We start from the raw sequence: 20,358 nt of genomic DNA on the forward strand, positions 1-20,358 counted from the left end.
GATTATTCTCCTTTGATAAATGCCAATTGAATGGTGGTTTGGTTTAATTGATTGAGTGTTTCGAGGTAGGTGATATTGCTTTGAATCGCGAGGGAAATGTTCTGTACATATTCCATATAGCCGATTTCTCCAAGATCAAAGGATACCTGGGCAATTCTCAACTGTTCTTTAGCTTGTTTTAAGCCCACATTTTTATAGTAATCAAGAATCTGTTTGTTTTTCAGGTATTCCTGAAATATCTGCTCGTATTGGATTTCGAGTCCGCGTGCGGTATTCTGATAATCATTTTCAGCGATCTGTACGGCAATTTTTTCTGCTTTTACCCTGGCACGGCCTGCTCCGTTAAACAATGGCACTGCAACACCAACCTGCAGACCCGCAATCCGGGTTCCAGGGGTATAACTTCTGTCGATATTGGCAGGGTTGAAGGATTTAATGACCATTTGCTGGCTATAGCCCAGCGTAAAATCAGGCATGGCCTTAGATTTCTGAAGGGCAATTTTTGCATTGGCAATCGCTACCTGTTGTTCCTGATAACTGAGCAATGGATTCAAGCCTTTATTGCCGGGATCCAATTTTTCAGCAGTTAGCATCGGCAAATCAGTTGAAGCCAGCAGGATTGGATTTCTGATGTTTAGCAATTGCTGGAGGCTTAATTCCTGTATTTTTAACTCTGCCTCCGCAGCATTTTTCAAGGCTTGTACTTCCTGATACTTATTTCTGGCGGTCATAAGTTCCAGATTTGAAGTCTCCCCGGATTTATGTCTGACTTCCGCTTTTTTGATGAAATTCCGATAAATACTATCCTGGAAATTCAAGACTTTCAAGGTTTGGATATAGTACAAGTAATTGTAATAAGCCGTTTTTGTATCTCTTACAATTTCTGCACGTGAATAGTGGAATGCTTTTTCCGTTAAGGCACTTTCCATCTTCAGTACTTTACTCTGATTTTTATACAGTCCTGGCCAGGCAAAGGTCTGCGTCACATTCACAGCGTTGTCGTTACCACCACCACTTGAAGGATCCTGAGATAAAGAGAACTCGGTTTTTCCAGGATCAAATCCCGATTTTTGTAATGCTTTAGACTGATCTATACCCAGTTTGGCGGATTTTAATTTCAGGTTATTGTTTAGGGCCATGGCAATGACGCTATCCAGGCTGAGTGGTTGAATTTGTGCTTTCGCATTGTTGACACTGCTGAAGCTGGTTAAACCAATAATTCCGATGATCAATAAGCTTTTTGCCATTTGATTGGGGTTTGATGATTCGGTTTTATCGTCTTTTTTAGAAAACAATAAGTATAAACAAGGAAGTACAAATAAGGTCAGCAGGGTAGCGGATAGTAAACCACCTATCACCACTGTAGCCAGAGGTTTCTGCACTTCAGCTCCTGCACTTCCGGAAAGCGCCATAGGCAGGAATCCCAGGGACGCTACTGCTGCGGTCATGATCACCGGACGTAGCCTTACTTTTGTTCCTTCGAGTACGCGCTGGTAAATATCGGTCATGCCTTCTTCTTTCAATTGATTGAAATAGCTGATCAATACAATACCATTCAATACAGCGACACCAAATAAGGCGATGAAACCTACTCCGGCAGAAATACTGAAAGGCATATCCCTTAGAATTAAGGCAAAGACCCCACCGATTGCGGAAAGTGGAATGGCTGTGAAAATGAGTACGGTCTGGCTAAAAGATTTGAAGGTCATGTATAATAATCCCATAATCAGGATGAGTGCAATAGGAACGGCAATCGATAACCTGTCTTTTGCTTTCGTTAGGTTCTCAAATTGTCCGCCATAGGTTAGGTAGTATCCGGAAGGGAGTTTTAATTTTTCATCCAGGATGCTTTGAATTTCTGCAACCGTACGTTCCACATCTCTACCTTTGACGTTAAAACCGACATAGATTCTACGTTTTCCATCTTCTCTGGAGATCTGGGCCGGTGCATTTTTTAACGTAATGCTGGCTACCTGGTTTAGGGGGACTTTGTTGCCTGAAGGTAGTGGGATATAAAGGTTTTCGATGCTTGAGATATTTTCACGTAAATCTCTTTGCAAGCGGACGACCATTTCAAATCTTTTCTCGCCTTCAAATATCACCCCTGCAGTATTACCTGCAAAAGCAGTTTTCAGGAGGGTGTTGACTTCGGCAATGCTCAGTCCATATTGTGCAATTTTATCACGGTCGTACTCTACAACAATTTGCGGAAGACCAGTGACCTGCTCTACAAAAGGTTCATTTACACCTTCAACCGGGGCAATCAGTCTGGCAATTTTATTGGCCTGTTGTGTCAAAACGTCCAGGTCTTCCCCGTAGATTTTTATGGCAACATCCTGGCGGACACCCGTCATCAGTTCATTGAAGCGCATTTGCATGGGCTGTGTGATTTCGATATTCACACCTGGCAAAATAGACAATGCCTCTTCCATTTTCCCGGATAACTCTTCTTTCGTTTTTGCCGATGTCCATTGTTCTTTTGGTTTCATCGCAACCATCATATCGCCTCGTTCTACGGGCATTGGATCTGTAGGAATTTCGGCGCTTCCGATTCTGGTAACCACTTGCTTTACTTCAGGAAACTGTTCTTTTAAGATTTTTTCGGCTTTGCCAAAAGTTTCCACTACCTGACTAAGGGAGGTTCCTTGCGACATCGATATTTCTACTGCCAGGTCACCTTCTTCTAGTTGTGGAAGAAATTCGCCACCCATGTTGTTGAATACCCAAAGGGTGATGGCAAACAGGATGACCGCTGCGGCGACAGTTAACTTTTTGAATTTCAATACTGCTTTTAGGGCAGGTTGATAGACGCTTAGCATGGCGTCCATGATTTTATCGGAGATGTTTCGCTTATGAGTGGTGTTCTTGCTCAGGAATAATGCAGCCATCATTGGCACGTAAGTCATCGATAAAATGAAAGCACCTACAATCGCAAAAACTACGGTTTGTGCCATAGGCTTGAACATTTTACCTTCAATACCTACCAGAGTTAAGAGCGGAAGGTAAACGATCAGGATAATGATTTCACCAAAAGCAGCACTATTTCTGATTTTCGAAGCCGCCGTATAAACTTCTACATCCATCTGTTCCTTGTTGAGTGGGATGCTTTCCTTTCCATGATTCCGGCTACTGAGTCTGAAAATGATGGCTTCAACAATAATGACCGCTCCGTCTACGATTAGTCCGAAATCTATGGCGCCAAGGCTCATGAGGTTTCCGGAGACCCCAAAAAGTCGCATCATTGCAAATGCAAAGAGCATGGATAAGGGGATCACCGAAGCGACAATCAAGCCAGCTCTCCAATTTCCCAATAATAGCAGTAGCACAAAAATAACGATCAATGCACCTTCAATCAGGTTTTTCTGAACGGTACTGATGGATCTGCCTACTAATTCGGTACGGTCGATAAATGGCTCAATGACTACGCCTTCAGGAAGGGACTTTTGAATTTGTATAATGCGTTCTTTTACATTTTTAATGACTTCATTGAAGTTTTCTCCCTTTAACATCAGGGTGATTCCGGCCACCACTTCACCTTCACCATCACGGGTCACTGCGCCATATCTGGTGGCAGAACCAAGCTGTACAGTAGCAACATCACGGATCAGAATAGGGACACCACCCATGTTTTTTACCACTATTTTCTCAATATCTGCCAGACTTTTTACCTGTCCGACACCCCGAATGGTATAAGAATTACTTTGCTGTTCGATATAGGAACCTCCGGTATTCTCATTGTTATTTTCTAATGCTTTATAAATATCAGCAATGGTAATGTTTAGAGAATTCAGTTTATCATTATCGAGGGCAATTTCGTATTGTTTGACATAACCGCCCCAGCCGCTTACTTCTGCCACACCTTTCGTACCGGCAAGCTGGGTTCTCACTACCCAGTCTTGTAAAGTCCTCAGGTCGGTTGCATTGTATTTATGCTCATATCCTTTTTTGGTATGCAATACATACTGGTAAATTTCACCCAATCCTGTGGTGATAGGTGCAAGGGCAGGTTCTGCCAGCCCTTTTGGGATATTGGCTTCTGCTTCTTTTAATTGCGCACTGACCTGTTGACGCGCCCAATAAATATCGGTGTCATCTTCAAAGACAATGGTAATTACGGAGATACCGGACCGGGATATGGAACGTTTTTCAATGACCTGTGGAATGTTAGCCATTGCCAGTTCTATCGGAGCGGTAATGAACTGCTCTACTTCCTGTGCACCTAAACTCGGTGCCTGAGTCATGATTTGTACCTGATTATTCGTGATGTCAGGTACGGCATCTATGGGTAATCTGCTTAAGGAGTAAATGCCCCAGATGATCAGGGAAAGTGTCATTAAACCAATGGCCAGTTTATTCTTAATAGAGAATAAAATAATCTTATCAAACATAAGGGTTTGTGTTTTGCTAAAAAAAATCAATACGTGAATTCACCATGGAATGAGGGATGTTTCATCGCCAGGGAATAGAAATGGAATTAGATTAGCTCAACTGAGGCGGTTGCCAGATATCGCCGGCAAAGATGATCAATGGGGCAGTAGGAAGTTCAGGATAGCTGACTTCTTTTTTGGAGAATAATGTGGTACTGATAGACTGACTGGCGCTGGGAATTGCAAAAGCCTGACAAGTGCTGCAATGGAAGAAAGGGGAGCAGGTATGTGGACCTGGGTCCTGATCACAAGGGATTTCCTGTACTTCGCTGATATGCGATTGTTCGGTACTTATTTTAGCTTCATCGTCGCAACATGGCCATACAGAAAGGGCCATGATGACAATTGTAAATATATAAGCTAAATACCTCACGCCGCAAACTTATAGATTTTTTTAAAATACCAATGATATTTTTGGTTTTTTTTTACTTTGGAGATATATCTATTCTTATAACTCTGGTAATGTTGATAAATTCTGTCAAAACACGACCTTGTAGCTGGGATCTTCCAATATGTTCACTTCAATGATGGCTTCGGCATCTTTTAATAGTTTTCTGCAATCTTCACTTAGGTGTGTTAAATGAATGGTTTTTCCAAGTTTTTGATAGCGTTCGGTCAGTTTATTTACCGCATCAATACCAGACATATCCGCTATTCTGCTCTCTTTAAAGTTAACGATAATCATTTCCGGATCTGTGGCTGGTTCAAAATTTTCCATGAAATTATGGGTAGAACCAAAGAATAGTGGACCAAAGATTTCGTAGTGTTTGACCCCATTTTCATCAAGGTATTTCTTTGCATGGATTCTTTTGGCACTTTCCCAGGCGAAGATCAAGGCGGATAGGATCACTCCGATCAGTACGGCAAGCGCAAGATTATGCAACCATACGGTGATGGCGGCTACCATCATGCCCACTAAAATATCTTTTCCAGGCATTTTATTGATGACTTTAAAACTCATCCATTCGAATGTTCCAATAGCCACCATCATCATGACTCCTGTTAATGCAGCCATGGGTACTCTTTCGATCACTGGCGCAGCAAAAAGAATGATGATGAGAATGGTGATGGCTGCTACGATTCCGGAAAGCCTGGCTCTGGCGCCTGCAGATAGGTTGACCAGAGTTTGCGCTATCATCGGGCAACCGCCCATTCCAAAGAAAAAGCCGTTGAGCATATTTGCAGATCCTTGAGCAATACATTCTCGGTTGCTATTTCCCTTACTTTCGGTAATTTCGTCTACCAGGTTCAGGGTGAGCAATCCTTCTGTTAATCCTACTGCGCCCATGATGAGGGCATAGGGCAGAATGATTTGTAAAGTTTCCAGGGTAAATGGGACTTCCGGGATATGAAAAGGTGGAAAACCACCACTTACTGCGGCAATATCCCCGACAGTCCTCGTTTCGATTTTTAATCCCAGAACAAGTAAAAACACGACAATAATGGCGACTAGTGAGGAGGGAATGGCTTTAGTGAATTTTGGGAGTATCAGCACAATTGCAATAGTTAAAGCCACCAGACCGACCATCAGGTATAAGGCATTCCCGGTTAACCAGACCATTTCTCCGTTGACCATCGTTTTAAACTGCTCTATTTGCGCCATAAAGATAATGATGGCCAGTCCATTGACAAAGCCAAACATGACGGGTTGGGGAACCAGGCGGACAAATTTTCCTAATTTAAATAAGCCAATACAGATTTGAAAAATACCAGCGAGAACCACTGCTGCAAAGACATAATCCAGTCCATGAGATTTCATTAAGGCAATCAGAACGATCACTGTGGCCCCAGCTCCTCCTGAAATTAAACCTGGTCTGCCTCCAAATATTGCAGTAACCAGACCCATAATGAATGCAGCATACAATCCAGTTAATGGAGGGAAGCCGGCCAGAATTGCGAAGGAAAGCGACTCTGGCATCATCGTCATGGCTACAGTTAGCCCTGCGAGGATTTCAGTTTTATAGTTGATCTTTTTACTAAAGTCGAAAAGCTGAATAAAAGGTTTTTGGAAGTAGGATTTCATTTCCGTGTAAAGTTACGCCAGATTTATCTTGCATTGCTTAGGGAAAAGAAAAAACGGGTGATATTATTTATGAATATTGAGTTCGTTTTGTAATTCTCTAATCTCGTGTTGCATATCATGTACTTTTTTCAGGAGGTGTCTGATGGCATCAATACCTTCTATATTGATCTGCAGGTCGTAATGTAAATGGATGTACTTGTCGAGTTCTGCGAGTTGGTCTGTATGGATGCATTTTTCTTTTTCAACAACTGGAAAACGGACGATGTCCGATTCTTCCAATGAGACCATAAATGAGGGGTCTATGTGGTAATTGATACAATACTCAGTGATGGTGATGAATTCTGTTTCCATAGCTGTAGTGGTTAACTCAGGTTTTGTAGTTCTTTAAACAATTCTTTTTGTTTGTCAGAAAGGTTTTCTGGAAGTTTAACATTGTAGGTAATGAAAAGGTTCCCAAATTCTCCATCTTTTTTATACAGAGGGAATCCTTTGTTCTTTAGCCTTACTTTAGTGCCATTTTGTGTTCCTGCTGGAATTTTAAGTTTTACTTTTCCGTCGAGTGTTTCGACCATTACTTCACCCCCAAGCACAGCGGTATACAGATCGATGTCTTGTTGCAGGTATAGATCATTGTGGAGTCTTTTAAATATCGGATCTTCTTCAACATTGATCGTCAAGTATAAATCACCGGCTGGACCGCCGTTGATACCTTCCGCACCTAGACCTTTTAATTTGATGACCTGTTCATCAGCAATTCCGGCAGGAATAGTAATCCGGATTTTCTTATCGTTGATGGTCAGTGTTTGTTTATGTGTGGTATAAGCGTCTCTCAGGCTGATGCTAAAAGTTGCGTTGTAATCCTGTCCTTTATACTTCATGCTGTTTCTGCCAGAGGATCTTCCGCCCCCACCAAACATAGATTCAAAGAAATCGGAGAAATCGCCACTGCCAAAATCTGAAGCGCCCTGACCTGATCTTCCACCAGAGAAAGGATTTCCATGATGCTGTCTGGATTGTGATCTGGCCTGTTCAAACTGATCTGAGTTTTTCCAGTGTTCGCCATATTCATCGTATTTTTTTCGCTTTTCAGGATCATTCAGCGCTTCATTCGCTTCATTGATCTCCTGAAATCTTTTGTTCGCTTCTTTGTCGTTGGGGTTTAAATCCGGATGATATTTTCTTGCGAGTTTCCTGTATGCTTTTTTAATATCCTCCTGTGAAGCTTTTTTGTCAACGCCCAGAATCTTATAATAGTCGATAAATGCCATGTCAATAATTGGTCTATCCTCAAATTTAAGCTATTATTTTTATCATTTATCAATTTTCATCCAATTGCATTAAGTTAGTGTTACAATTACACCGGTTTTCTCAATAATAATAATAAATTTGAGAATGAAAGGCTTGTGGCTGACCACCTAAGCTGAAAACCAAATGTAATCTTTCCTGTAGGGTGCCATCTTTTTTGACAGATATACGCATCCATGTGTCGTTTCGGATCGTTTTACATGACGTTTGTTTTTATTGAAAATCATTAATACACAAACTATATATGAAACCAAACCAACCTAACTCAAGAAGAGATTTTATTAAGAAGGCTGCTGTGGGTGCTGCTGCATTCACGATTGTCCCCAGGTATGTACTTGGAGGGACTGGCTTTATTGCGCCTAGTGACCGTTTAACTAAAGCGGTAATCGGTGTGGGTAGTATGGGAAGAGGCCATTTTGGATACGATGGAACCCAGGTGGTTGCCATTTGTGATGTGGATACCAGACATCTGGATATTGCCAAACCTATGCTCGATAAAGGAGTGAAAACTTTTAGCGATTATCGTGAACTGATTAAATTACCTGAAGTAGATATTGTACACATTGCGACACCTCCACATTGGCATGGAATTATGTCTGTTGATGCTGCAAATGCAGGAAAAGACATTTGGTGTGAAAAGCCAATGACACATACAATTGGAGAGGGGAAGCGGGTGATGGAAGCAGTTCAGAAGCATGGCCGCATGTTTCGTCTGAATACCTGGTTCCGTTTCAAGGATAATTTCTATGGAATGGGAACTACGGTAAAACCGATCAAAAAACTAGTAGATAGTGGGATGTTAGGCTGGCCATTGAAAGTGACTGTGAGTAAGCATACAGGCTTCGACTGGAAATTTTACTGGGTAGGTAAAGACAATTTACCTGTGGAGCCTGTACCGGCAGAATTGGATTATGAATCCTGGTTAGGTCCGGCACCCTACAAACCATATAGCAGCCATCGTGTGCACCAGACCTTCAGAGGGTATTGGGATTATGATGGTGGTGGTTTAAGTGATATGGGGCAACATTATCTGGATCCGATTCAATATTTCCTTGGAAAAGATGATACCAGTCCGGTTTCCGTAGAAATTGATGCGCCGCAACAGCATACGGATGCAGTGGGCATCTGGCGTAGAATTACTTATACCTATGCTGATGGTTGTCAGATTATATTGGATGGAGAAGGAAAAGATGAGAAGGCAGCCTATATTGAAGGGCCAAAAGGAAAACTTTATGCCGGATTTAAATCTGATATCCCGGATTTAGAGCGTAAGCTTGCTGCTTTCCCTGATCCTGCTCCGCAAATGACAGATTTTATCACTTCTGTGAAAACCAGATCTCAGTTTGCTTTAAATGAAGAGAATGGACATCGTTCCTGTAACATCATCAACATCGGATTGGCTGCATTACGTTTGGGTCGTTCTTTGAAGTTTGACCCGGTGAAACAGGAGTTTATTGATGACGAAGGTGCAAATAGGCTGATTAATCCTGTGATGCGCGCTCCTTACACCATTTAAGATCAGTTAATTATAATCAATTCTCAAAATTTATAGATAAAAAGATGAAAAAGATATGCTTTATCCTTTTGGCAGGCCTTGCATTCCAGGGAACGCTACATGCACAGGATAAAAAAGACCAGCGTACGCAGACTACGCGTATTGCTGATTTGCTGGCGCAAATGCCGGCAAAAGATGCTGGCTTAGGTGCGATTAATGTAAATGAAATTGCTGCATTGGGTGAGAATGGTTACCTGGAACTGATCGGAATGTTATCTCCGGTAGGAAAAGGCAACAATGCACCAATTGAATACGCCATTGGTGGCTTTACTGCAGCATCTACAAAGTCTGGTCATGAAAACTGGAGGAAAATGAGCGTGGCTGCGCTTGGCAAAGCTTTACAAAAATTGACTGATCCTCAAAATAAAGCCTTTATCATGAGTCAGTTGGATGGGATTGCGAAAGATGATGCCATTCCTTATCTGATTTCTTACTTAAAAGATGCACAGCTTGCAGATCCTTCAGTGAGGGTATTGGTAAAAATTAATACACCGGCTGCTCAACAGGCCTTACTAGCTGCTTTGGCATCTACTCTGGGAAAGAGCCGCTTGTCGGTTGTAGAAGGTTTAGGAGACAGTCGTGTAAAAGCTGCAGCACAGCCGATTGGGGCATTGACTGTGGGTACTGATCCGAATTTAACAAAGATGAGTCTATATGCGCTTGCGAAAATTGCGGACCCTTCTTCCGAAGGTTTGATGGCCTCGGCGGCTGCTAAAAGCAATTTTAAATATGAAAATACAAATGCAGTACCAGCTTATCTGGACTATGCGGCCAATCTATTGCTGCAAGGTAATTCCGCATTGTCTCATAAAATTGCATTGCAATTGTTGGATAAGGCCAATGGCCCTGATTTGGTTTCTGTTCGCACCGGAGCTTTAAAAATCCTTGCTGATGAGCATAAGGCGGCAGATATTTCCGTTCTATTGGCTGCGATGAAGGATCCTTCAGTAGCTTACAGGGCAGCAGCATTAAAATTTGCCTTACCTTATTTGAATCCAGGTACTACAGCGCTATGGATCAGTCAACTGACTAAAGAAAAGCCGGATGTTCAGGCAGAAATGGTGACGATGCTTGGCGATGGAAAAGCGAAAGCTGCACTTCCAACGGTACTTAAACTGATCAATGCAAAGGACGAAGCCTTGAGGTTTGCTGCGATTGAGGCTGCCGCAAACATTGGTGGTTCAGAGGTGCTGGACGATTTGTTTAAAACCATGGCTAAAGGTGATGAGGCTACTATAAATAAAGTAGCTGATGTTTTGCTGAGAATGAAAGGGGAGGATTTGACCGGAAAAATTGCGGATGTTTTACCTAAAATGAAACCTAATGTGCAGGTGGCTTTAATTCAGGTCCTGGCATCGCGTTCTGCTCATGGACAAATCAATACAGTTTATGCCCTGCAAAAGAGTAAAAATCCGGCAGTAAGAAAAGCGGCTTTTGCTGCCTTGCCGTCATTGGCGACAAAAGCAGATCTTTCTGATTTGTTTAGCTTATTAAACAGCAAGGAAATCAGTGATGAAGAATCTTTGATGCTGCAATCTGCATTGATTGCTGCTTTAAAAGGAGCATCTACGGAAAATGATACGGCTCTTGTTTTAGAGAAAATGGCAGCAGCCAGTCCTGAAAAGAAAAAGTTCTTCTATAAGGTATTGGCGAGTCTGGGGAATGCTCAGTCGTTGGCAGCGGTAAATAATGCTTTTCAGACAGGGGATGAGCAAACGAAAAAAGTAGCATTGGAAGCTTTGGCCTCATGGGCAAATGAGGGTTCTTTAGAAAGCCTGTTGGCGATTGCAAGAACAAATGGGAATCCAGATTTTCAGCAGGAAGCATTGAAGGGATATTTACGTTTGTTGCGTGCTTCAAGGTCAACTCCAGCACAAAGGTTACTAAGGTTGCGTGATGCAATGGATGTGGCTAAAACAGAACAATTGCAACAGCAGATCCTGACTGATTTACAGGATGCGAAGACCTATAATGCCGCAATTTTTGCGGGTAGATATATGGATCAGCCAGCATTGCAGCAAGCTGCGGCGAGAGCGGTGATGATGATTGTGTTGTCGGATAGGTCTTATGAAGGTGCTGAGGTAAGGGATTTGTTGAATAAGACGATTCAAGTGCTGAAAGGTGGGGATAGTGAGTATGAGAAAGAGGCTGTTCGTAAATATCTGGCAGAAATGAAGGCTGGTACAGGATTCGTTTCTGTGTTCAATGGAAAGGATCTGACGGGCTGGAAAGGTTTGGTGGCTGATCCTTTGAAAAGGGCAAAAATGGATGATAAAACCTTAGCGGCAGCACAGGAAAAAGCAGATGCAGCGGCTTTGAAAAGTTGGGTGATTGAGAAAGGTGACCTGTTGTTCACCGGAAACGGAGATAACCTGGCTACTTTAAAAAAATATGGTGATTTTGAAATGCTGGTAGATTGGAAAATCTATGACGATGGAAATAAGAAAGGTGATGCAGGGATTTATTTAAGAGGAAGTCCGCAGGTACAGATCTGGGATACCTCGAGGGTAGATGTGGGTGCGCAGGTAGGTTCCGGTGGCTTGTATAACAATCAGGTCAATGAGAGTAAGCCCTTAAAAGTTGTGGATAACAAATTAGGCGAATGGAATACCTTCCGCATTATTATGAAAGGTGACCGTGTAACGGTATACCTGAATGGGGTATTGGTTACTGACGATGTGATCCTGGAAAATTATTGGGATCGCAAGTTGCCGATTTTTGCAGAAGAGCAGATCGAGTTGCAGGCCCATGGTTCCAGAGTTGCCTATAGAGATATTTATATTAAGGAGTTGGAGCGCCCGGTTCCTTTTCAGCTGAGTGCTGCAGAAAAGAAAGAAGGCTATAAAGTATTGTTTGATGGTACAAACATGCACGAATGGACTGGCAATACGGCTGCGTATACGATCTCAGATGGAAATATGGAAATCAATCCTAAACCAGGTAAAGGTTCTGGTGGTAATCTGTTTAGTAAAGATGACTACAGTGATTTTGTGTTCCGTTTTGAGTTCCAGTTGACGCCTGGCGCTAATAATGGATTAGGCATCCGTGCTCCATTAGCTGGTGATGCAGCTTATGAAGGAATGGAACTGCAAATTCTGGACAATGATGCCCCTATTTATAAAGACCTGCATGTGTACCAATACCATGGTTCTATTTATGGCGTTCAAGCCGCAAAAAGAGGTTCTTTAAAGCCATTAGGTGAGTGGAATTATCAGGAAGTAACTGTAAAAGGGCCTAAAATTAAAGTCGTATTGAATGGAGATGTGATCCTGGATGGCGACATTACTGAGGCCCGTAAAAAGGGTACAGTAGACGGTCAGAATCACCCGGGTTTACAGCGCGATAAAGGTCGTGTAGGTTTCCTTGGACATGGTTCTGTAGTCCGTTTTAAAAACATTAGAATTAAAGACCTAAGCACTTCAAAATAGGCTTGGGTAATGGTGAAATTGAATTAAAGAGGTTAAAATATGACTGAAGAAACTAAAGGTTCAGCAGGAAGTAGTTCAAGAAGGAATTTCATTAAGACGACCGCACTTGCGGCTGCCGGATTTATGATCGTGCCCAGGCATGTATTGGGGGGTAGAGGATTTTTAGCACCCAGCGACCGTTTAATGGTTGCTGGTGTGGGTGTTGGTGGAAAAGGCCAGAGTAATTTAAGTAACATTTATAAAGGGGGGAAGGCAGATATTGCTTTCCTCTGTGATGTAGACGACCGAAGGGCAGCTTATTCTGTGAAAAGTTTCCCTGCTGCCAAATATTATAAGGATTACAGAGAAATGCTGGATAAGGAAGGCAAACACATTGATGGTGTGGTGGTTTCTACACCTGATCATAACCATGCCATGATTGCCATGGCTGCGATGCAACTTGGCAAACATGTATATGTAGAGAAGCCCCTTTCTCATGATATTTTTGAAGCGAGGAAGCTGACTGAAGCTGCCAATCGATACCAGGTAGTGACTCAAATGGGAAACCAGGGCTCTTCAGGAGATGGGGTGAGGCAATTACAGGATTGGGTGGATGCCGGTGTAATTGGTAAGGTAGAGCGTGTGTACTGCTGGACGGATAGGCCTTCATGGCCACAGGGGATTACCTGGCCATCGATAAACGGAGCAGTTCCTAAGGAGCTGGATTGGGATCTTTGGTTAGGAAGTGCACCTTATAAACCATTTGTCGACAAACTCGTGCCCTTTAACTGGCGAGGCTGGTGGGATTACGGAACCGGTGCGATAGGAGATATGGGGTGCCATCTGGTAGAGCCAGCTTTCCGTATTCTTGGACTGGATACGCCAATAGATGTACAATGCAGTGTGGGCAGCATATACGTGGATGAATTTAAGCGTGGTTATTTCCCGGATAGCTGTCCGCCATCAAGCCATGTGATCATGACTTTTAAGAAGACAAAAAAGACGAAGGACAACCTGGAGATTCATTGGATGGACGGTGGCATTAAGCCTGGCAGGCCCGCAGAGTTGGGAGCCAATGAGGCTTTCGGTGCGAACGGTGTTTTGTTTGAAGGGACGAAAGGAAAGATGATGTGTGATGTTTATGGTGCAAATCCACGTTTATTACCTTTGTCGCGCAATGAAGAAGTGAAAGTTAAACCTGGTGTAGAGCGTGTAATTGGAGGTGTAGATGGACATTACTGGGATTGGGCAGAAGCCTGTATTGCTGGGTATGGGAAGAAAAAATTGAGTTCTCCTTTTGAGATCGCGGGTCCTTTAACGGAGACCTTATTGATTGCTAATCTTGCAATCAGGGGAACGGATATTCAAAAACCAAGACAAAGCGGTAATGGCTTTGACTATCCGGGTAGAGATATTAAACTACTTTGGGATAAAGAAAACTTAAGGGTAACTAATTTTGATGATGTCAATCAGTTTGTAAGACGTGAATATCGTCAGGGTTGGAGCTTAGGTGTATAATTTTAGATAAATGAGTTTGAAGCGTAATAAAATAAGAGTTTTAGTAGTAGGATGTGGCAATATGGGAGCCTCTCATGCCATGGCTTACCATCAATTGGAAGATTTTGAGATTTGCGGATTGGTTTCCAGAGGAGAGAGTAAGGAGGTTTTGAATGAAAAACTGGGGGCGGGTTATCCATTGTTTAATGATTTTGAAACTGCAATGGCGAGCAGTAAACCTGATGCCGTATGTATTTCCACGTATCCTGACACCCATGAGCCATTTGCCATTAAAGCAATGGAACTGGGTTGCCATGTATTTATAGAGAAGCCGCTGGCGGATTCCCTTGCTGCTGCGCAGCGGGTTGCTGATGCTGCCAAGCGATACCATAAGAAATTGTTGGTGGGCTATATTTTACGTTATCACCCTTCCTGGACACGTTTCATTGAACTGTCGCAGGGAATGGGAAAACCATTGGTGATGCGTATGAATTTGAATCAGCAAAGTCAGGGCTCAAAGTGGAATGTCCATAAAAATTTAATGAACAGTTTGAGTCCTATTGTGGACTGTGGTGTTCATTATATTGATGTAATGTGCCAGATGACCCGATCAAGGCCTGTACAGGTAAGTGCAATTGGTGCAAGATTAACCGAGGAGATCCCTGATGATAATTACAATTACGGACAACTACAGATTCGTTTTGAGGATGGCTCTGTAGGCTGGTATGAGTCGGGATGGGGACCGATGATGAGTGAAACTGCCTTTTTTATCAAAGACGTTGTTGGACCAAAAGGCGCGGTATCTATTGTGGCGAAAGCAGCTTCAGCTGCAGGGAAATCGGATGTGATTGATGCGCATACGAAGACAGAGTCTATTAAAGTTCATCATGCTGGTCTGAATGAGGCCGGGGAATTTTCCCAAAGCGATGAATGGGTAGATTTGATGGATGAACCTGATCATCTGGAGCTCTGCAAGAGGGAGCAACGTCATTTCCTGAAGGCGATTCAGGAAGATCTGGACTTGACTCAACCTACTCAGGATGCGCTCAATAGTTTAAGAGTAGCTTTTGCCAGTGATGAATCTGTTCGTACCGGAGAGGTCGTTAAACTGATCTAATATTTTGGAATTTGTTATTTTTTGAAAGCCCGCTATCATGCGGGCTTTTTCTATTTACAAATAATTTTAATCTTTATAATTATTTTTGCTTAGTGTATATTTGTTTTTTAGTTTATTTTGTTTATTGATTATTATACTCTGTTTTTGAGTGTTTTGTCGACAATAAATATTTTTATAATCCTTACTTAGTGTATTTTATTTTAATATTTTTGTTGCCATAGGGTGATGGATTTTAAGTGAAATCTCCACTCTTTTTAGGCGATTTGCAATACTGGTTTAGAATGGATTACGCTCTTAAAATAAGTAAGCTTTCTAAAGGTTTTTAGGGATCTGATAGTGTTCAGGTCTGATTTGCATTTGGTTTTAATCAATGATAAATTAATCTATTTTATGAGAGCTTTAAGGATATCACAAAGTATTACAAACAGAAAAAGGGACTCCCTGGAGAAGTATCTGAATGATCTGGGAAAATTTGAGCTATTAAAAATTGAAGAAGAAATAGAATTGGCTATCCGGATTGCTGAGGGTGATAGTGCAGCCCTGGAAAAATTAGTCAATGCAAATCTTCGTTTTGTGATTTCTGTTTCCAAGAAATATCAGCACAAAGGCCTGCGACTTTCAGATCTGATTAGTGAAGGTAATATTGGTCTGATCAAGGCAGCGAAGCGATATGATCATACTAAAGGATTCAAATTTATATCTTTTGCCGTATGGTGGATCAGGCAGGCTATTTTGTCTGCGATCTCCGATCAACATAGAATGATTCGTTTACCCGGAAATCAAATTATTGGAAATACTGCGATCAATAAAGCCTCTGTGCGGTTAGAGCAAAAATTGGAGCGAATGCCTACAATAGAGGAGATTGCTGAAGAGGTTGGCTATAAGGAGGCCCGTGTTTTAGACTTTCAATCTAATGCGGCTTTGTCAGTTTCCCTGGATAAGCCATTAAATGAAGAAACAAATTTCAGTTTATTAGACAAGATTCCTTCCGTCAGTTTGGATCCGGTTGACGGGGAGCTGATGAAGGAATCTTTGTATGAGGATCTAAAAAGGTGTCTGGTGATTTTACCAGAAAGAGAGCAGAAAATTTTGGCGCTTTATTATGGGTTGTATGATGGTGTTGAAACTACATTGGATGAAATGGTCTATATTTTTGACTTAAGCAAAGAGAGATTGCGGCAGCTAAAGGATAAAGCTTTGAAGACTTTGCGCAATAGTCCGGAATCTCAAATGATCAGGGAATACCTCGATTAAGCCATAAACAGGCGTTTTTTTTATGTTGATTCATCTGGGTTTTGTTTAAAGATTGAGGTGTTTTATTTAAACGAAATAGAATATTACGAGCGTTTTAAGTGTAAAAGGGCTTTTTTATTGAAAAAAAGAGTGCTATCCTTAAATATTCATTTGGTGGAAATCCAATAATTATTAACTTTAAAGCGTTATATCATATATTTAAAATCTTAAACGAAAGAAAAACATGGAAAAATTCTCGAAACTTAAAGAACTTATTGCAAGCGTTGAAGCTGATGCAGACAAATTTTATAATTCAGGAAACGGTGCAGCTGGTACAAGAGTACGTAAAGCAATGCAAGATTTAAAAGGCCTTGCTCAGGACATCCGTACTGAAGTGACTGAGAAGAAAAACGCAAAGTAATCTACTTTGAATGTCATGAGAAAGGCCCGCTTAATGCGGGCCTTTCTCATTTATAGCTATTGAGGTTTTTATTTTCTAATTTTAAACCCTCAATCTTATGAATTCTCCAGAGCAACCATTACAGCGTAAGATCATCCACATAGATATGGATTCCTTTTATGCCTCAGTAGAGCAGAGGGATGATCCTACCCTGGAAGGTAAGGCTGTGGCTGTGGGTGGTTCTCCAGATGGAAGAGGAGGAGTAGTGGCGACGGCCAATTACGAAGCAAGGAGGTTTGGAGTACATTCTGCCATGTCTTCAAAAAAAGCACAACGCTTATGTCCACACCTCATCTTTCTTTATCCCAGATTTGCAGTTTACAAAGAGATCTCTAAACAAATTCGTGAAATATTTAGTCGATATACCGACCTCATTGAACCTTTGTCGCTTGATGAAGCTTACCTGGATGTAACCGAGGATAAATTAGGGATTGGTTCTGCAATTGATATTGCCAAGGAAATTAAAGCGGCCATTAAAGCCGAATTAAATCTAACGGCTTCCGCTGGTGTTTCAATCAATAAATTTGTGGCAAAGGTAGCTTCCAACATGAATAAGCCTGATGGATTAACCTTTATTGGGCCTTCTAAAGTGGAACGTTTTATCGCGGCATTGCCAGTAGAAAAGTTTCATGGCGTGGGGAAAGTGACTGCCGAGAAAATGAAAATCCGGGGTTTGCATAAAGGCTCAGATTTGAAAAAGCTAACTGAAGCGGAGCTGGTGTTTCTTTTTGGAAAGAGTGGCCATTTTTTCTACAGGATTGTTCGTGGAATCGACCACCGCAAAGTGGAGCCAAATCAGGAAACTAAGTCTATCGGTGCAGAAGATACTTTTTCTTATGACCTCACCGAGCTCGAACAAATGAATCAGGAACTGGAGCGTCTTGCAGGTATTGTGTATAAACGAATGAGTCTTTATCAGTTGTTTGGAAGAACGCTGACCATTAAGATCAAGTTTAGTGATTTTAGACAAATGACCAGGAGTAAATCTTTTCCTGTGCCGATTACTGATTTGGAAATGATGATCGGAATCGCCCGGTCTTTATTGGATGGAGCTCATTTGGAAGAGGTGGAAGTACGGTTACTAGGTGTTTCAATCTCTAATTTTATTCACCCAAAAGAGCAAGGGGAGTGGTATCAGTCCCGACTTTTCCCTTAGTTTCAAAAAAGTATAGGTCTAACGATTTTTTGTGAATAATTTAAGCTGTTAGTTATGTTATTCAAAATATATATAGGAACAGGAGTTGCTTTTGGGTTATTTATGTAAATTGAAACCAACATCCATCCTAAAGTATTTCTTATGGAATCCTTATCAAAGTTTTTTGATCCTGATTTGCAGCAGCCTGATATGGCTTTTCTGAATAAATTATTTGAATTCCAACAAGCTTATTATTCCGGAGAGGCTAAGCTAAAAATTATAGAATCCTTGCTTCAGGAATTATGTTTGCTGACAGGTAGCTCCGCTGCGGGAATTTTTGCTCTGGATAGAACTATCATTACGGGGCCTGGGCGCAGTAACGTAGACCATATCATGATTCATGATTTTCTATCCAATGACCTTACTGCCATTTCTTTTCATTATGAAACCAGAAATATCAATGGATATGATATCCTGATTTGTCCTTTTGTTGATCCGGAAGGAAAAGAAAGAAAACTTTACCTGGTTCAGGCTACGCATCCTTTTACGTTAAGTGATTTCTATGCCATCAAGCCAGCTTTGCCGGTGTTGAATGGAATGGTCTTTCATTTGAATGCAGTGGCTGAAATTAACCAGCAACACCAGGAAATCGCGCGTTTACAATCGCTCATTGCTTCATTAGATGATATCATCATTGAACTGGATGAAAATAGTGTGATAAAAAAGGTTTGGGTCAAAGATGTGACAAAACTATTTATGCCTCAGGAGTTTTTTATTGACAAAACTATGGTGGAGGTAATGGGGAGTTTTGCCAGTATTTTTACAGAATGCATAGAGAAATTATTGTTAACCGGAGAACGTCAGGAATGTGTGTATCCGGACTTTAATCCGGAGAAAAAATCCTGGTATAGTGCTAAGTTTCAAAAGATAGATCCGGCATCTATAGGTGGAAAGATGCGATTGATTTGTGTGATAGAAGACATTACTTCTAAAAAATTAATGAGTGATCAGTTGCAGCATCAAACTTTAGAATTAATTGCGGCGAAGAATCTGGCGGAGCAAATTGCCAGAAAGAGGACTGAAATCCTTTCTATCATGAGCCATGAAATTCGCACTCCATTAAATGGAATTATAGGAATCTGTAATCTTCTTCATCAGGGGACTTATGCTGATCCGCATATCCGGGAATATATTGATCATCTGAATTTCTCTTCTAATCATTTATTGAATTTGGTAAACGATATTTTAGATCTTGAAAAGATTGAAAATAAAAAAATGGAGCTAAGGGCTACGGAGATTCGACTGGTGAATTTTGTTGGGAACATTCAAAAGCAATTTGAATCCCTGGCTAAATCTAAAGGCTTAGATCTTAAGTTTTATCATGATGATGCAATCCCTGAATTTGTGTATGCAGACGACCTGAGATTGGGTCGGATTTTGAACAATTTAATTGGAAATGCAATTAAATTCACTGATACAGGTAATGTTGCCATTTACTTAACTGTTGTTGATCAGGATGCAGAAATGGTGAGGTTATGTTTTAAAGTAGAAGATACCGGAATAGGAATTCCGGAACATTTGCATAACCTCGTTTTCGATAAATTTCATCAGGTACAGCAGGCCAGTCACCGGCAACAACAAGGAACCGGACTTGGTTTGAGCATTACGAAAGGATTGGTGGATTTGTTTAAGAGTGAAATTGTCCTGAAAAGTAAGGCGGAAGGTGGGACAAGTTTTGAGTTTGAAATAGACTTTAAAATTGGAACGAATTCAGAAAATAAAGTACCTGCAATTCCGGGGACAAACAAGACGAAGGTATTGCCAGAGTTGAGATTATTGATTGTGGATGACAACCCTGTAAACTTATTGGTTGCAAAGCGTCAGTTGAGCTGTTTCGGGCTCAATGCAGCTCAGGCAGATAGTGGTATTTCCGCTTTGAAAATTTTAGAAGAGGGGGATTTTGATGTGATCCTGATTGACCTGCATATGCCGGGAATGGATGGTTATCAATTGGCGCGTAACGTACAGATTGGGCATCCGGATGTTAAGGTGATCATTTTTACTGCAGATATTCTGGAAGAGGTCAGGACCCGTTTGAGGGAGATGGGAATTCAGCATGTGTTATCAAAGCCTTTTAATCCTGATGAAATGCACCGGTTGCTGCTGGAAGTGGTTGAACCAGAGCATTAAGCAGTCGCA

The 20,358-nt window shown here is 41.5% G+C and carries 13 protein-coding genes; 8 read left to right on the top strand and 5 right to left on the bottom strand.

The features are described 5' to 3' along the window. Positions 1-2: 2 nt before the first annotated feature. The 5 genes from R2Q94_RS10285 to R2Q94_RS10305 all read right to left on the bottom strand — a co-directional run bounded on the left by R2Q94_RS10285 (position 3) and on the right by R2Q94_RS10305 (position 7,718). Complete coding sequence (locus R2Q94_RS10285) at positions 3-4,388, bottom strand: CusA/CzcA family heavy metal efflux RND transporter (protein ID WP_316821366.1); 4,386 nt, start codon at positions 4,386-4,388, stop codon at positions 3-5. A gap of 91 nt (positions 4,389-4,479) precedes the next feature. Next, entirely contained in the window at positions 4,480-4,764 is a 285-nt protein-coding gene (locus R2Q94_RS10290) for a hypothetical protein (RefSeq protein ID WP_316821367.1), read from the bottom strand. 141 nt (positions 4,765-4,905) lie between these two features. After that, the gene (locus R2Q94_RS10295; protein WP_316821368.1) at positions 4,906-6,450 is read right to left on the bottom strand and encodes a SulP family inorganic anion transporter; all 1,545 of its coding nucleotides are present in this window, start codon (positions 6,448-6,450) and stop codon (positions 4,906-4,908) included. A gap of 63 nt (positions 6,451-6,513) precedes the next feature. After that, positions 6,514-6,801, bottom strand: coding sequence for a chaperone modulator CbpM (locus R2Q94_RS10300; protein WP_316821369.1), 288 nt, complete (start codon positions 6,799-6,801; stop codon positions 6,514-6,516). A gap of 11 nt (positions 6,802-6,812) precedes the next feature. Next, complete coding sequence (locus R2Q94_RS10305; RefSeq protein ID WP_316821370.1) at positions 6,813-7,718, bottom strand: J domain-containing protein; 906 nt, start codon at positions 7,716-7,718, stop codon at positions 6,813-6,815. Positions 7,719-7,999: 281 nt separating this feature from the next. Here R2Q94_RS10305 and R2Q94_RS10310 point away from each other — a divergent pair, with 281 nt between their 5' ends. The 8 genes from R2Q94_RS10310 (at position 8,000) to R2Q94_RS10345 (ending at position 20,349) form a co-directional block, all read left to right on the top strand. Further along, on the top strand, positions 8,000-9,271 hold the full coding sequence (locus R2Q94_RS10310; RefSeq protein ID WP_316821371.1) for a Gfo/Idh/MocA family oxidoreductase: 1,272 nt from the start codon (positions 8,000-8,002) through the stop codon (positions 9,269-9,271). A gap of 44 nt (positions 9,272-9,315) precedes the next feature. Next, positions 9,316-12,738: a family 16 glycoside hydrolase gene (locus tag R2Q94_RS10315; protein ID WP_316821372.1), complete on the top strand. Its 3,423-nt coding sequence runs from the start codon at positions 9,316-9,318 to the stop codon at positions 12,736-12,738. A gap of 39 nt (positions 12,739-12,777) precedes the next feature. Next, positions 12,778-14,235, top strand: a complete 1,458-nt coding sequence (locus R2Q94_RS10320) for a Gfo/Idh/MocA family oxidoreductase (protein ID WP_316821373.1) — start codon at positions 12,778-12,780, stop codon at positions 14,233-14,235. A gap of 10 nt (positions 14,236-14,245) precedes the next feature. Next, on the top strand, positions 14,246-15,331 hold the full coding sequence (locus R2Q94_RS10325; protein ID WP_316821374.1) for a Gfo/Idh/MocA family oxidoreductase: 1,086 nt from the start codon (positions 14,246-14,248) through the stop codon (positions 15,329-15,331). A gap of 390 nt (positions 15,332-15,721) precedes the next feature. After that, on the top strand, positions 15,722-16,585 hold the full coding sequence (locus R2Q94_RS10330; protein WP_316821375.1) for an RNA polymerase sigma factor RpoD/SigA: 864 nt from the start codon (positions 15,722-15,724) through the stop codon (positions 16,583-16,585). A 223-nt stretch (positions 16,586-16,808) separates the two neighbouring features. Next, positions 16,809-16,985 (top strand): hypothetical protein, encoded by a 177-nt coding sequence (locus tag R2Q94_RS10335; RefSeq protein ID WP_008240994.1) that lies wholly within the window; start codon positions 16,809-16,811, stop codon positions 16,983-16,985. A gap of 97 nt (positions 16,986-17,082) precedes the next feature. Next, positions 17,083-18,180, top strand: a complete 1,098-nt coding sequence (gene dinB / locus R2Q94_RS10340; RefSeq protein ID WP_316821376.1) for a DNA polymerase IV — start codon at positions 17,083-17,085, stop codon at positions 18,178-18,180. Positions 18,181-18,321: 141 nt separating this feature from the next. Continuing rightward, positions 18,322-20,349 (top strand): ATP-binding protein, encoded by a 2,028-nt coding sequence (locus R2Q94_RS10345; RefSeq protein ID WP_316821377.1) that lies wholly within the window; start codon positions 18,322-18,324, stop codon positions 20,347-20,349. The last annotated feature ends 9 nt before the right edge of the window (positions 20,350-20,358 follow it).

Origin of the sequence: Pedobacter gandavensis, assembly GCF_032678465.1 — a bacterium.
Lineage (GTDB): Bacteria > Bacteroidota > Bacteroidia > Sphingobacteriales > Sphingobacteriaceae > Pedobacter > Pedobacter gandavensis_B.